This window comes from Thermomicrobiales bacterium (genome assembly GCA_041390825.1).
GTDB lineage: Bacteria > Chloroflexota > Chloroflexia > Thermomicrobiales > UBA6265 > JAMLHN01.
The window spans coordinates 141,306-156,009 of record JAWKPF010000006.1; the positions used below are offsets into that span (position 1 = coordinate 141,306).

A 14,704-nucleotide genomic window follows, 5' to 3' on the forward strand; every position below is an offset into this window, starting at 1 on the left:
TCAGGAAGCCGAGACAGATGCCGATCACGGTGATGACCGGAATCGATGCTTCCCGGACCACATGGCTGCGGGTGTGACGGCGCGTGGGCTCAATCCTTGGCCTGGGTGGTGACTACATAGGGTTCGTTCAGCACCTCCGCCACACTGGATCGGGTGACGCGCATCACGACGGCGGTGGTGATGAGTCCCAGCGAAAGTACTGGCAGCACCATCGATTTCAGGTTGCCGGACACTCTCACTCGGCGAGACGTAGCCGGAGACCGGCAACGGAATCCCACGGGTCGAGACGAAATAGATCAGCAACGTGCCCAGAACGAAATCGGAATCGAAAGGAAGAGGAGCGACAATCCGCGCACCCCGATACGGGCGTGTGCGCCGCGCTTGACCGCCGCGATGATGCCCAGCGGTACGCCCAAACCGATCGAAATGAGGGTCGAGAGCAGCGCCAGCTCGATCGTCACCCCGGCACGCCGCGCCAGCTCGTAGGGAAATATCCGCGTGCGTGCCGAGCGATTGGCCGAAGTGTCGCCGTGCAGCGCGTTCTTCCAGCCAGGACGCCGGCTGTGCACGATCAGCGGGTCGTTCAGCCCAGGCGTTCGTTGAGCTGTTCGACCAGTTCCGGTTGCTGCGCCCTGGTGGGCCGAGCATGGCGGTCGCGAATCCACCCGCACCATGCGCATCGCCACAAAGACGATGAGCGACATACCAGCAGCACCACCGCCGCCATCACCAACCGGGCAAGGATGAATCGAAGCATCGCGGTCCGCGTCCGATCGAATCGAGCCAGGTGGCCCAGCCGCTGAACAATTTCGGCGGCCGGAGATGGGTTACGACAACCCTACGCTCCCACGACCGAAACGTTTCGGATCATACGCCAGCATGGGCAACCGAAGTCGCCGCAGCCGCCAGCTCGACCCCTTCGATCAGATCGCTGCGCCAGGCAACGAAGTTGTTACGGGTGGCGAGGAATCGAAGCAGCTCCGGTAAGGATCTGGGTTTCGATTTGCGCGAGGATGGCTTTGCGCTCGTCCGGATCGATGGCGGTCGAGAGCTCGCGCAACAGCGGATCGATGCCCATGCCCTCGGCGCTGACGATCAAGCCGGAACGATGTACTGGTGAAGTTCAGCAACAGGCTATATAGGCTCGCTGAATCTGGCGAACTACGCCAACAGGTCAGATGGCGAAATAGCTCGACCGCCCATGTTCGCACTGAAGGAGGCGAGGTCTTTTCGCACGATCTCGACTGCGATACCGACTTCCGCCAGTTGTGCGCGCATGAGCTCGGCCATCGGAACCGTGACGGGAGCACTGGGCAGCACCATCAGGGTCGTGGCGAGCCTGTTCGGGTACTCCGCCTTTTTCCGCCAGCGCTTTCGCTCGCTGCTCGACGTCGCGGGTATAGAACGGAAGCCTCCTCACCGGGGGGCGTGGTGGCGAATCCGGCGGGCACCCCGGACCGGAACGCTCGCCCGCCCCGGAGATGCCTACTGTCCACGAGCCGTTGCCGGTCGATGGCCAGCGAAAATCGTTTGCCGCACGCGTCGTCGGCCAATTCCGGATGCGCGGTACGACCAGCATCAGATAGGAATTGGTCGTCAGTTGCTCGTGCACCGACACATTCGGGTAAACGGCGCGAGATTCAGATTGAGTGACGTTTCGAAGGTGGTGACCTGAATATCACCTGCGCAACGCCGCCAACCGGGCCGATCTGTCCGCATGATTCGCTGACCAGTTCGTCCGCCAGTAAGCTGTCCTGCTAATAGCCGTTGTGCCGAGCCATGATCCAATGCTGGTCCTCGGCGTGATCGGTCACTTTGAACGGGCCGGTACCACCGATCGTGTTCAGGTCGATCTCGCCGGAGGCCACTTCGTCCCCGGAAGATGGCGGTCACGGTCGCGCCAGCGCTTGCAGGAAGGCGCCGTAGGGTTCGGTCAGGTTGCGGTAACTTCCAGTGGGCCGTTGACTTCGAAGGTGACTCCCACATCGGCGGGCGTGCCGGCGGTTGGAGTGGCAGGTTCGGACCATTGTCCCAGCCGGGTGCGCCACTCAGGAACCGATCTCCGGATCGAGCGCCTGGTCGAGCCAGAGAAGACGACGTCTTCGGCGACAGTTCCCGGCCGTTGTGGAAGGTCACTCCCTGCGGATCGAGAAGACATAGTCGTCGTCGACCGGAGTGGTGGTTTCAGCGAGTTCAGGCGCTGTTGAACCCACCGTCTCGATAGTCGAGAAAGGTCAGGTCAGAGACCACCGAATGGAGCTCCCAGGGTTCGATCGGTGGACGAATGCGATCGATACGGTTCGTAGTCAGGCTATTTGTTGATCGTGATGCGCTGGCGTCTCCGCGCCTCCGGCAGCGCTCCTTCACCCCAATCGCGGCCAATCCCACCAAAACCCGCAGCACCCAGACCTCTGCGTCGTGTTGTTTACCGTTTCTAATAAAGAGCGCAAGCGTCGTCACGCTTATCGTAGTTCACGCGGTTTTCGTTGTTCCGACTACTTTCGTCATCCCGATCACCCTTTCGTCATCCCGACCACCCCATTCGTCATCCCGACCACTTATTGTCATCCTGACCGAAGTGGGAGGGATTCCCGTTCATTGCCAGAGCGAGTCGCGGACAACAAGAGTATCCGGCAAGCTCGACGACAGGGGCGTTCGTCATTCCGACCGAAGTGGAGAGCCCGCCCCGAGCGCAGCTGACGAATCTCTCGTTCTCTGGCGACGATGTTCCTTTGGCTGAGGCCGAGTCGCGGACAACAAGAGATCCCCGGCAAGCTCGGGATGACGGAGGTGGTGGGATGACGGGGGTGGCCGGACACGCGGTTGGGACGGGCGGGGTGCTACATGATGTAGCCATGCGCGGCAGGACCGCGCGGAACGCGTATCCACGTGGCATCGACGAGGGTGTCAAGTCGAACGTGGTTTCCGGCGTCACCGACGCATCGACCGCCGCGATCAACCCGTCGAACCACACACCCGATGCTGCGATCATGGCTGCGCCAGTCGGCGTTGCGGTTGCGCACCTTGCGGATCGGCCGGTCGAGCACGCCCGCGCGGATGCGCAACCAGGTCTCGCCTGCGCCGCCGCCACCGCGGTGCTGACGGCCACGACCCTGCCCGCCGAGAGCTTCTCCTCCACCAGGTCGAACGCCATGCGCTCCAGATAGGCGACCCTTTCCAGCGCCGAAGAGTAGCGAATGAGGTCGTCCGGACCGTCGTAGCCGAAGCCAGTCGCGCTGTGGAGATGAATGGAAAAAGCGCTCGCCGGCGTCACGAGAGCAAGGATAGTCGACCTCCCGCTGGGGAATGACGTCTGCCGCAAGCCGGTCGAGCCTTCGCCTGTCGCGATCCGGGAACCATGCCGAAACCCACGCTGCGCCAGTATTGCTCGCCGCGCCCGGCATCCACACTTCGCGGATGCCGGTATTGTAGATGCGTCCAAGGGTCGCGCACCGGGTCGAGCGTGGTTCCCTGATGACGAGCGTGGTGTCAGATGGTCGAGTTCCACTCTGCCGAGCCGCACCGCTCCGGCGCTCTTCACCTGCGCAGCGCAACCGCCGGCCATGCTGAGCATCACGGTAGCCCGGCTGGCAATCCCGTCGCCGCGGTCGTGGACGGCCGCCGCACGCGCCCGGCAACCCGTCCCTGACACTCCCACCCCAGGCAACATATCGGGATCGATATCGAGCGCCTGCAAGACGTCGAGCGGCCATGCATTGCGGGTCAGATCGAATCCGACTTCAGCGCTGTCGTCTGGTCGGTTAGCGCCCATTCACGGTCAGCTTCCCGATCAGGAAATCGGCTGATGCCGCCAGGTATGCATGCGTCCGGCCAGCTCGGGATGCTCCCGGGCGCTGAACCAGACGATTTTCGGCAAGCCCCAGGAAACATTGCGCCCAATCCTGGGAACGCAGTCGATTTCAGCGGCAACTTCGGCGGCACGCCGATCGCTGCACATCAGGGCGGGAGCAAGCGGTTGCCAGGCGGCATCGAGGGGGAACGACTGTCCCCGACGTCGATGTCACCGAAACGCCGGCAATCTCCCGATCTCCCAGCGAACCCGTCAGGCGCCGCAAACATTGGGCAACTGCGGACCACCATTCCTCCGGTTGTTGCTCCGGGGCCGGACCAGTCGCCAACGAATCACCGGTTTCCGAAGCAATGAGCATTCCACCGGGACGCTACGATCAGGCAGCCCTGGGTGCCGACATCGAGGCCGATGACGACCGCCTCGGCCTTCATGCCGGGTTCGACTGGGCAAACTGGATGCGATATCTCGTACTCGGCTTGTTACCGGTCGGTATCCGCCGAATCGAACCGCTGGATCGCGCGTTCTCCGCAACCAGCGCCGCTCCCTCCTCCAACGACTCGATCTCTCCGGCGGCGAGCATCTGGAGCAGCACGTTGCCGATAGCGGTCGCCTCCGACGGTCCAGCCCACACCGGGCGGCCGAGCGCGTATTCGCCATCGCCCGGTAGAGCGGGGCGTTTCTCGACCCACCGCCGAGCACATGCAATCCGGGAAAGCGCGTTCCGGCCGCGCGCTCGATCGTCTCCAGCACAACGCGGCTTTTCATCGCCAAGCTGTCACGGTGATGCACTGCAGGATGGCGTCGGGGAGCCGTTCGGGTCGAGACGAGCCACAGCGCCGATGGCTGCTGGCAGATCGGGCGGGTCGACCAGGCGCGTTGCCGGACTGGATGAAGCTGCGCAGGGGAGCCGCCTCTTCGATGAGGCTGAACCATCCGCGTGATCGAACCGAACACCCCGATTCCCCAATGCGTGCGGCATTGTTCCAGCAACCAGAGTCCCATGATGTTGCAAGGCAGAACGCCAGGTGCTGCCGACCCCGCCTGTTGGCGATGTTGGCGCGAAACGCCGCTTCTGAGACGATCAAGGGTCCACGATCGTGCCGAGCAGTCCCCAGGTGCCCAGGCTCGTGGAAGGTGCCTGGTTTGCCCTCGGTGGCGATCATGGCCGAGGCGGTGTCGTGCTCGGCAATCGCCACCGCGGCAATACGCGGCGCGCTCCAGTTCCTGCAAGGATGCTCTCACGCAACCTCCCACCTGCCGACCCCGGCGAGATCACGGCGCGAAGATGTCGCGCGGCAACCCGACCTGGGCGAGCAGGTTGGCATCCCAATCGTTCGTCTCGATCGAGAGGCATTATGATGTGGACGCGATGGTGTATTCGTTCTGCTTCTCCCGGTCAGGAAAAAGCGCAGTGCAAGTCGGGCGTCATGAGCAACGTGCGCGCGTTCTCCACCTGCCAGGGACGTTCGTCCCCTGCAAGCGGATGAGCTGACGATGTGTTGAACGACAGGCTTTGGATCCCGGTGGCGATAGAGGTCCGCTGGTGAGATGGGTGCGAAAAAGCTCGGCTTGCATGGAACGCTTCTTCGCCCATATCGCGATAGTGGTAGGGATTGGTAAAGGAGCTGATCCAGTGGCGTCGAGCAACCCATAGTCGAGCCCCAGGTATCGATCCTGGAAGCCGTCAGGGATCAGCGAGCCGTGGGGCGCGGCTTTGCCGATGGCGAACTTGATCTCGCCCAGCAACCGCAAGATGTCCCAGTGAATCCGCCGCCGAACGCGCCGTGGATTTGAAAGCGGCGCACTCGCCGCGAAACTCGAGTTGACCGTTGCGCAGCGTGCCGAGCATAGCCCGTCCGCTGGTGGCGGCTTCAGATCGATGGCGAGATGGCCTACCGGATGCGTCCTTCGGCTTCGCTGTCGCGCCCGATTCGGATGCACGGAATAATGCCGAATTCGGGCTCGAGCTGTCAGCCTGTGCCTCGCTGGCTACGCTGGCTCACTCGACGATGCGTGTTGGCAAACATCCCCGCTTGGGGCGCTTCGGGTCCCGATCGCCCCCAGAGCGCGGAGCGAAGCCGACGGGAAACGGAGAACGGGAGCGCTTCAGGAATGGTCCGGACTCAATCCATGCCCGGATCGACCGCTACGGAGATGAGCATCAGGGTCACCGGGTGTTGGAGGTATTCCGCAGTGTGACGTCGCACCCGCCTTCGATCCACACGCCATGATCCGCATCGAGCGCCACGACTTCTCTCAGCGATGAGCGGCTGTCCATTCTCGCCCCGTACCGCTACCGGCGGCGGATCCCGAGCTTGCCACCTGACCCCGTCCATGCTCGCGCCGGCCAGCAGCTCGACACCCGCGGGCAGCGTCAGCAGGACGGTGAAATGTTACTTCGGCGAACGATCCGCGTGGGCCGGTACACGAGGTTCGATTCCGGTCCAATAGGCATGCCGCTCCAAAGTTCCGTTTTTCTCCGCCACTGGAATTGGTTCCCGATCTGGATGGCGCATGGCTCTGATCCGACTCACCCACGTGGGAAACGAGGTAGCGCAGTACCGGAACGTGAGTTCCATCTGCAGACCGCACGCGCACCTGCATGCCGCTCGGGATCGCTGCAGATCCGCCTTTTTCCAGCACCACGGGCGCGGCAATGGTTTGCCCATCGGACATCAGTAGCTTGGCCGATCCGGTCTCGACCAAGACGATTCCGGCCCCGGCCACACGCCACGCTTGCTCGTTTGATTCATCCAGCTCGAGGCGTGTCAGCGATGTGACCACACTGCAGCGAGCTGGAAATGTCCAGCGTCACCTGTCTGCGGGCCCGGTCACGTCCAGCCACCGCATTCCCGGCGCCCAGCGATCGACCACCAGGCCGCGCCCCACCCGGAGGACTTCGGCATGCGGCGCCGCTTCGGCATGCTCGGCGGCAAGTCCCGCGATCTCGAGTGTGCTCCGACTTCCACCCGCTGAACCTGCGCAATCAAGGTATTCCCAGACGCGTCGACGGCGCCACCCCTTGTAGCTGCGTGACTGGACGCGTTGCTCATCGCCTGAATCTCGGCCAGAAAGGCACCGCCGGCTGCACCACGCCCGAATCCGTGGTCATCCTGAAACAGTGGAGACAGCAAACCGGCCAGCAGGGCGGCCTGCTTTGCCTGCAAGCGTCGTTCAAAGCAGCATAGAAGGTCTCACCCGTTTCCACGCTTGCCAGGGCAAGTGGCGCCCCGCCGGGATTCACCGAGCGAAACAGCGTGCTTTGGACGGTGAAACCAGCGAGCAGCACGAGTGCAAGGATGAGGGCAATTATCGTGCGTAGCATGGCCTGGACTCCCTTCCGCGCATTCGCAGCGCAATCGGCTCCAAAGGCGCGTCATCCCATTCTTGCCGGGGTGGATGGCGAACTCCCATGCGCAACGCTCACCGTTTACTCACAGGTTGCTTCATTTCCAGATGGCCGGAAGCTCGCCAGAAAGAGTGGTTCGGCGTGCGTGAAGCGCGGCAAATCGGGGCCGGTGATACTATTCCGTCAACTCCCAAAGCCCGATACGTACGCTCCGTCCGGACCACGCTACCCTGGATCGATATTGACACCGCTCGGCGAGTTCCTCCTTTCCTATCGTGTGCGCGCGGGACTCAGTCAGGAAGCACTGGCCGAGGCATCCGGCGTGAGCGCGCGCACCATCAGCGATCTGGAGCGCGGCCAGCGGCCTGGAGCGCATCTCGAAACCGTGCGGATGTTGGCCTCCGCGCTCGATCTTGCCCCGGAAGAACAGCTCCAGCTGCTGGAAGCCGCCCGCCCTTCCACGCGCAGATCCCACCCGTCCGCTGCCCCCATCCCCCCGCGCGCTTCCGACTTCCCCTGGGCCGATACCCTCCCCCGCCCAACGACCTCGCTCGTCGGCCGCATGCAAGAGCTCGATGCGCTCGCCTCCCTCGTCACCGCCCGCACCGGCGAAATCGTCACCATCATCGGCACCGGCGGCGTCGGAAAAACCCGGCTGGCGGTCGAGCTGGCGCACCGCGTGGCGCCCGCATTTCCCGATGGCGCCGCCTTCGTAGGGCTGGCGACTGTGCCCCAGGCCGAACTCGTGCCCGACGCCATTGCGCGCGCCCTGGGCGCCCCCAGTATCTTCCGGCTCACCGCTCTGCTCGCCTCGCGCGAGCTGCTGCTGGTGCTCGACAACATGGAGCACGTTCTCGATGCCGCGCCATTCGTGGCCGAGCTGAACGTCGCCTGCCCGCAACTCACCATTCTGGCGACCAGCCGCGTTCGTTTGCGCCTCTCGGCCGAACGGATCGTTCCGCTGGCGCCCCTTCCGCTCGCGGAGCAGAATGCGCCCCTGTCACAGGCACGCGACAGCGACGCGAACAAGCTCTTCGTCGAACGCGCTCGTCTCTCCAACCCCGAGGTGGACTTTTCCGAGCAGAACGCAGCCGCCATCAGTGAGATCTGCCGCCGACTGGACGGCATTCCGCTCGCCATCGAGCTCGCTGCCTCGCGCATGCGCGTGCTCACCGCGCCCACTCTGCTGCAGCGGCTGGAGCATCGCCTGCCGGTGCTGACCGAAGGCGGACGCGACCTTCAGCTCCGCCAGCAATCGATGCGCGACGCCATCGCCTGGAGCTACGAACTCCTCTCGCCCGACGCGCAACACTTCCTCCGCTGGGCATCGGTCTTCGTTGGCGGCATTTCGCTCACATCGGCCGATGCGATCTGCGCTGCCCTCGGGTTTGGCCAGGACGCCACGCTGGAAATGGTGACCACCCTTTTCGATGGCGGCATGATCTACCGCATCGCAGCGGGAGATTCCTCGTCCCGTTTCCAGTTCTTCGAAACCATCCGCGAATTCGGACTCGATCAACTGGCAGCAAACGATGAGCTCGATACCGCCCACCGGTTCCATGCCGAGCATTTCCTGGCGCTGGCGCTCCAGGCCGATGAACTGCCCTTCGGTTTGCCTCCCCCAGGATGGGTCGAGCAGATCGATCGGGAACGAGCCAACATCGTCCAGGCCTTCGACTATCTCTGCCAACCCGCCACCGCCGAGCAAGCGGTGCGCTTTGGCGTCCAGATGGCATGGTATTGGCGCAATCGTGGGCCGATGGCCGAGGGTCAGACGCGGATCGCGCGCGCGATCGAGCTCGCTCCCGAGCAGCCGATGATCGAAACGGCATATCTGCTCTTCGGCGCGGTCTATCTCATCGGGCCGTCGAGCGGCTATCCCGAAGCCGCGCGTCTGGCGCAGGCCACCATCGACATCGCCGAGCAGGTCGGGACAACGGCCGACAAGGCGCTCGCCCTGCAATCGCTGGCCTATGTCGAAGAGCACTATGAGCACTTCGACCGGGCGAAGGCGTTGCACGAGGAATTGCTCCACATCTGGGAATCGCTCGACAACACCATCATGCAGGCGCTCTGTCTCATGCTCCTCGGTGGGCTGGAGTACGCGGATGGCAATCTCGACCGCGCCCAGGCGATGGAAGAACGCGCGGTCGAGCTCTTCCTTCAGTTGGGGGACGTGCGCAATGCCGCCGCGGCCACCTGGTATCAGGGAATGTTCGCCTATGCCCGCAACCAGCTCGATGTGGCGGCAGAAAAATTCGATACGAGCCTGCGCCTCTGGCTGGAAGACGATAGCGAGCGTATCTGGTTCAAAGCATTCGTGGGCCTGGCGGATGTCGCCTCCGCCATCGGACTGGTGGAACCCGCAGCCCGTCTGCTCGGGGCAACAGAAGCGCTCCTGCGGGTGCTGGGCGGCGAGTTGATGCCATTCGACAAACCGTTCGCTGCCCGTGCCGAATCGGCCTGCCTGCGCGCGCTCGAACCGGGCGCCTTCGCCGCGCTCAAGGAAGAAGGGACCGTTCTCACACCAGACGAATCGCTCGCTGAGTCAGCCGCGATTCTTGCTGCCGCGCGGGCGTTCAGTCAGTCCGCTCCCTGACCGGCTTGGTCGCCCGCACCTACGGCTTCTGTTGCGCGGCAATGAGGAAGATCGTCACCGCATGCGGCGATGTATTGCGGAGGATGACTGGCCCGCTCCCTTCTTCCACCCAGGCAGCATGACCGGCATCGATCCCCGCGAATCCCTCGACTTCGATCGCCCATTCGTTTTCGCCAACGATCGAGAAGTACGCGCCCGACCCCACGAGCTCGATTCCCGGGTCATTGGTTCCGGCCAGCAGCTCGGTCCCCTCCGGCAACGTGAACTCCAGCTCGCCCCCAGCCGGCAGCACCACCATCGCCGGCCGATGCTGCATGTCCGCCCCGGACCAATAGCGCGTTCCCCGCCAGAGCACCTGCTGGCTACCCACGGGCAGCGCATTGCTGCCCCTGGAACCGGTTCGCGCCGGGGTAGGATGCCGTCAGCCGTGTCACCCAGTAGAAAACGACCGAGACCGGCGCCCCATCAGCCGATCGGATCCGCGCTTGCGCGCCAGCGGGAATCGTCGCAAACGCGCCTGGTTCTAGCGGCGTGGGCGCCGTCCAACTCGCTTCGTGGATGAGTTGCAACAAGACCGACCCTGATTCGACGAACGCGATCCCAAACCCCTCCATGCGCCATGTCTGCTCGTCCGAACCCGCCAGCCCGACCCGCAGCAGAGTCGTCGTCACCCCGATCGAGCTCGAAATCGCCGGGGGGTCGCCCTCGAAATCGCGCACCTCGAACCAGAGATCACGCGGCGCCCACCGATCGACGATCTGCCCCTTGTGCACGCGCAACACTTCGAAATGCGCGCCCGGCAAACGCGGGCGCATCGTCAGCCCGGCCACCTCGATCGTTCCGCCGGCCACCGGTTGCACATTCACGATCAGGTTGGCGCCTGCCGGCTCGATCGACACGACGTCGAGCCGCGCCTGCTGCCGCGCCGCGCCGGCGGCAACCAACGCATCCAGCAGTTCCTCACGCGTCAAGGTCGCCTCGGACTCCGAATCGTGATCGGCAAAGATGGGAGAGAGCAACGCACTCAACGACTCAGTGGACCCTCCCCCCAGCACGGCATTGACCTCGGCATAGAAGTCGCGCGCCGTCTCGATTCCAGCAGCATCTTCGGGCGCCACTTCGGCTCGTGACGCATCCAGCACAACCGTTCGCACGGTGAATCCCGCCACCAATGCAATCAGGAGGAGAATGGCCAGGCTCGCGCGACGCATATGCATATGGTTCGCTTTCTGGTCGAGTTTCTGATCGATGCCGGTTGTTCTCGGTTCTGGACCGTCATCTCCCGCTCTGACGACCAGGCCGATTGCTCACGGCTGTTCGGAAGGACATCCGCAACACGAGCGGAACCTCGCGCTCCGTGCCTGCGGATCACGGATCGAGCGTGAAGGAAGATCGCTCCCCCACCACCGGTGCAGGTGAGCGGAAACGAGGGTGGCCGGACAACGGTAGGCCACGCGCGCTCCCACTCACCGCACGCGATGAAGCGGCAATTGACGAGAGATCTGCAACGTCGATGGGACGGCCGGGGCGCACGTGGAACGACTGTTTTGCCCAAACAGGATCGTGCAATGTCAAAGACCTCGCGAGTCAGGATCGAGGCGCTCAGTCTGAGTACGTGACATCCCGGCGGTCCGACGCATCTGCGCTGCATCACAATCACCGCACCATCAGTATTCGCAATCCTGCCCGGCAGCACTACACCGAACACCCACCTTCTTCTCACCGGTTTCTTACCGGTCGCTGATTCGGTATCCCGCCGGTGACTCCGCGTCCGTTTGCGCACCCGCTCGAAGGACCATCTCCATGGAACGGATCGGACGCACCGCTCCGACCCCGCCATTGCCGCTATGCTGTCGGTGAGAACTCATCTTCGTTCGAGGAGCAGAGACGATGCAGCGCACAACCGTTGGCACCTGGCGACAGGGCCTGATCGGCTTCACGGTTGCCGGAGCGGTGCTGATCGGCATATCGGAGTTCACTATCCGGGAAGACCGCCCGGCAGTGGCGTCCACGGTTGTCGCCGTGCGGGACGTGCTGGTGGAAGGCTCTCCCGAAGCCGCCGACGGGCAAGTGCTTCAGCTCGTGCGGTACGACATTCCACCAGGCGTCGTCTTGCCGATGCATACGCACCCCGGTATGCAACTTGCCTGGATCGAATCGGGAGTCCTGACCTATCACGTCGTGGACGGCGGATCGATACCGGTCACGCGCGCCGCCCACGACGGCACTCCGGAAGCAACCGAGCTCATTGCCCCGGGCGAGACGACGGAACTGCACCCAGGCGACTCGGTGTCCGAGCTGGATGGCGTGGTGCACTACGGTGAGAACATCGGCCCCGATACGGTGGTCATTCTGGCTGCCACGTTGCTCGATCCCGACGAGCCGGCCAGCGTGGTCTGGACGCCGGTGGCTTCGCCAATGGCAACGCCGGCGGGCTGATCCCGCCGCTCCGCGACATCAGAGCACCCGGTCGACCGCACGCACCGGAGCCTACACCGGTTGCGCTGCCAATGCGGTGTCGCCTGGCGCGCCACCGCGCTCGGCAAGTTCCGGTTCCACCCGCTTGAGCAGCACCGCATTGACCGCCACGATAATAGAAGAAAGGCTCATCAATAACGCCGCCCACTCCGGGCGGAGCTCGATGCCAAAGCGGGGGTACAGCACTCCGGCCGCAATCGGGATTGCCAGGATGTTGTAGACGCTGGCCCAGCCGAGGTTTTCCTTCATCTTCCGCACCGTCGCTTTGGAAAGCGTGATGGCGCGGTGGATGTCGAGGGGGTCGCTGCGCATCAGCACGACGTTGGCCGTTTCGATCGCCACGTCGGTCCCGGCGCCGATTGCAATGCCAATATCGGCCTGCGCCAGAGCGGGTGCGTCGTTGACCCCGTCGCCAACCATGGCCACACGTTTGCCCTCCCGTTGCAACTGAGCCACATACGACGCTTTCTCCGCGGGGAGCACTTCGGCAAACACGCGCTCGATACCGAGCTCGCGCGCCACCGCTTCTGCGGTGCGCCGGTTGTCGCCGCTCATCATGACCGCTTCGATCCCCGCGGCCTCGAACCGCCGAATCGTCTCGCGCGCGGTCGGTTTGATGGTGTCGGCAACGGCCAGGATGGCCGCCGGCTGGCCATCGACGGCCATCAGGATCGGGGTCCGTCCCAGACTGGCCAGCTCGTCGACCTGAGGGAGAAGGCGGTCGACCGAAATACCGCGATCCCGCATCAGCCTGGCATTGCCGAGCAGCACGGACTTCCCATCGACCACGGCTTCGATGCCATGCCCCGCGACCGCCTCGAAGGTGGTCGCATCGGCAACAGACAATCCACGCGCGCGCGCGCCATCGACGATGGCCTGCGACAGCGGATGCTCGGACCCGACTTCGGCGGCAGCAGCCAGACGCAGGATCTCGTCATCAGTGAAACCCGGTTGCGCGAGCACATCGGTCAGGCTTGGCTTTCCTTCGGTCAAGGTGCCGGTCTTGTCCAGCACGACCACCTGCACCCCGGCGACACCCTCGAGGGTGGCCGCGTCCTTGATGAGGATGTTGTGCCGCGCGGCGATACCGGTTCCCACCGCCACCGCAGTCGGAGTCGCCAGACCCAACGCATCCGGGCAGGCGATGACGACGGCCGAGATCGCGAATGTCAACGCGGTGACGAACCCAACACTCCCGAACAGACTCCAGGCAACGAAGGTCAACACCCCGGAGCCCACCGCCAGGATCACCAGATACTGCGCGGCCTTGTCGGCCAGACGCTGGCCGGGCGCCTTCGAGTTCTGCGCGTGCTGCACCATGGCCACGATCTGGGCGAGCGCGGTATCCGCCCCCACTTTGGTTGCCACGAAGGTCAGGGTTCCCGCTTGGTTGATCGAACCGCCGATCACCTCGTCGCCCGGCCCCTTTTGCACCGGCAAGCTCTCCCCGGTGACCAGCGCCTCGTCGACACTGGACGAACCCGAACGCACCTCGCCATCGACCGGAATCTTCTCGCCGGGCCGCACGAGCACGACATCGCCGGCCACGATCTCCGCCGTCGGAACCTCGATTTCCTGCCCACCGCGCACGACCGTCGCGGTCGGAGGCACCAGATCGAAGAGCGCGCGCAACGCATCGGTGGTGCCGCGGCGGCTCTTCGTCTCCATCCAGTGACCGAAGAGCACGAAGGTCACCAACATCGCGGCAGCTTCGAAGAAGACATCTTCCTCACCCAGCGCCATGAGCACGATGCTGGCTCCATACGCGGCCAGGACGCCGGTGGCGATGAGCACGCTCATGTCGAGTTGGCGGGAACGCAGGGCATGGTAGGCGCCGGAAAGAAAGATCCAACCAGCCCAGAACACGACCGGAGTGGCCAGCAGGAGCATGATCCACTCGGCCGAAATCGGAGTGGGCAGGTCGACGCCGAAGAAATCACGCCCCAAAGGTGAATAGAGCACCGTCGGGATGGTCAGCGCCAACGCGACCAGAAACCGGTTGCGCATATCCCGTTCCATGGCCGCGGCCATGGCTGGATCGCTCATGTCATGGCTCATTCCGCCATGCGCGCCGCCTTCATGCGCGGACATCTGATGACCGTCATGGCGCATGTCATCGTGCCGGGCGTCCGCTGCTTCGGGCATCGCCTGATGGTGTTCGTGCCCGGGAGCCACCGCTGGCGGGACGGGCTCCATGAGGTGATCGTGCGAATCGTGAGAACTGGTTGCGCCGTGGACGGTGTGCTGATGGTTCATAAGTACGGTCCTTCCGGCCGGGATGTGTTGCGGGACGGAGCAAGCGACCCGTCTTCACTTCGCAGTATACCCCTGGGGGGTATATTTTGGAAGCCCCCAAGACGCAACCCGCCGCCGCCCATCCCATCCGCACTCACAAGACGGTCGAACCCCAGCGTTGCAACGCTGGGGTTCGACACAAAATCGCTCTCCTGTTCCGCCCCGACCGGGG

Annotated in this window: 12 protein-coding genes; 5 read left to right on the forward strand and 7 right to left on the reverse strand. The window is 64.1% G+C overall.

Annotation, left to right across the window (positions count from 1 at the left end; all coding sequences use genetic code 11):
- Window positions 1-89: 89 nt before the first annotated feature.
- The 4 genes from R2855_03090 to R2855_03105 form a co-directional block, all read right to left on the reverse strand.
- Window positions 90-233 (reverse strand): hypothetical protein, encoded by a 144-nt coding sequence (locus R2855_03090; protein ID MEZ4529992.1) that lies wholly within the window; start codon window positions 231-233, stop codon window positions 90-92.
- Window positions 234-296: 63 nt separating this feature from the next.
- Window positions 297-704 carry a hypothetical protein gene (locus tag R2855_03095; protein MEZ4529993.1) on the reverse strand — a complete coding sequence of 136 codons (408 nt, stop codon included), beginning with the start codon at window positions 702-704 and terminating at the stop codon, window positions 297-299.
- Between the two features lie 248 nt (window positions 705-952).
- Complete coding sequence (locus tag R2855_03100) at window positions 953-1,099, reverse strand: hypothetical protein (protein ID MEZ4529994.1); 147 nt, start codon at window positions 1,097-1,099, stop codon at window positions 953-955.
- Between the two features lie 834 nt (window positions 1,100-1,933).
- Window positions 1,934-2,158, reverse strand: a complete 225-nt coding sequence (locus R2855_03105; GenBank protein MEZ4529995.1) for a hypothetical protein — start codon at window positions 2,156-2,158, stop codon at window positions 1,934-1,936.
- 640 nt (window positions 2,159-2,798) lie between these two features.
- On the opposite strand from R2855_03105, the gene R2855_03110 reads away from it, so the two are divergent.
- From R2855_03110 to R2855_03125, 4 genes are all read left to right on the forward strand, one after another.
- Window positions 2,799-3,167: a hypothetical protein gene (locus tag R2855_03110; GenBank protein MEZ4529996.1), complete on the forward strand. Its 369-nt coding sequence runs from the start codon at window positions 2,799-2,801 to the stop codon at window positions 3,165-3,167.
- A 638-nt stretch (window positions 3,168-3,805) separates the two neighbouring features.
- On the forward strand, window positions 3,806-4,165 hold the full coding sequence (locus tag R2855_03115) for a hypothetical protein (protein MEZ4529997.1): 360 nt from the start codon (window positions 3,806-3,808) through the stop codon (window positions 4,163-4,165).
- 780 nt (window positions 4,166-4,945) lie between these two features.
- Entirely contained in the window at window positions 4,946-5,170 is a 225-nt protein-coding gene (locus R2855_03120) for a hypothetical protein (GenBank protein ID MEZ4529998.1), read from the forward strand.
- A 2,231-nt stretch (window positions 5,171-7,401) separates the two neighbouring features.
- Window positions 7,402-9,759 carry a helix-turn-helix domain-containing protein gene (locus tag R2855_03125; GenBank protein ID MEZ4529999.1) on the forward strand — a complete coding sequence of 786 codons (2,358 nt, stop codon included), beginning with the start codon at window positions 7,402-7,404 and terminating at the stop codon, window positions 9,757-9,759.
- Window positions 9,760-9,778: 19 nt separating this feature from the next.
- Here R2855_03125 and R2855_03130 read toward each other — a convergent pair whose 3' ends face one another.
- Both R2855_03130 and R2855_03135 read right to left on the reverse strand, forming a co-directional pair.
- Complete coding sequence (locus tag R2855_03130; protein ID MEZ4530000.1) at window positions 9,779-10,129, reverse strand: hypothetical protein; 351 nt, start codon at window positions 10,127-10,129, stop codon at window positions 9,779-9,781.
- Window positions 10,122-10,970: a hypothetical protein gene (locus R2855_03135; GenBank protein ID MEZ4530001.1), complete on the reverse strand. Its 849-nt coding sequence runs from the start codon at window positions 10,968-10,970 to the stop codon at window positions 10,122-10,124. Before R2855_03135 ends, R2855_03130 begins: the two co-directional genes overlap by 8 nt.
- Window positions 10,971-11,649: 679 nt before the next feature.
- Here R2855_03135 and R2855_03140 point away from each other — a divergent pair.
- Complete coding sequence (locus R2855_03140; GenBank protein MEZ4530002.1) at window positions 11,650-12,198, forward strand: hypothetical protein; 549 nt, start codon at window positions 11,650-11,652, stop codon at window positions 12,196-12,198.
- 51 nt (window positions 12,199-12,249) lie between these two features.
- Here the strand turns inward: R2855_03140 and R2855_03145 are convergent, their stop codons facing one another.
- Window positions 12,250-14,433, reverse strand: coding sequence for a copper-translocating P-type ATPase (locus R2855_03145; protein ID MEZ4530003.1), 2,184 nt, complete (start codon window positions 14,431-14,433; stop codon window positions 12,250-12,252).
- Window positions 14,434-14,704: the final 271 nt, after the last annotated feature.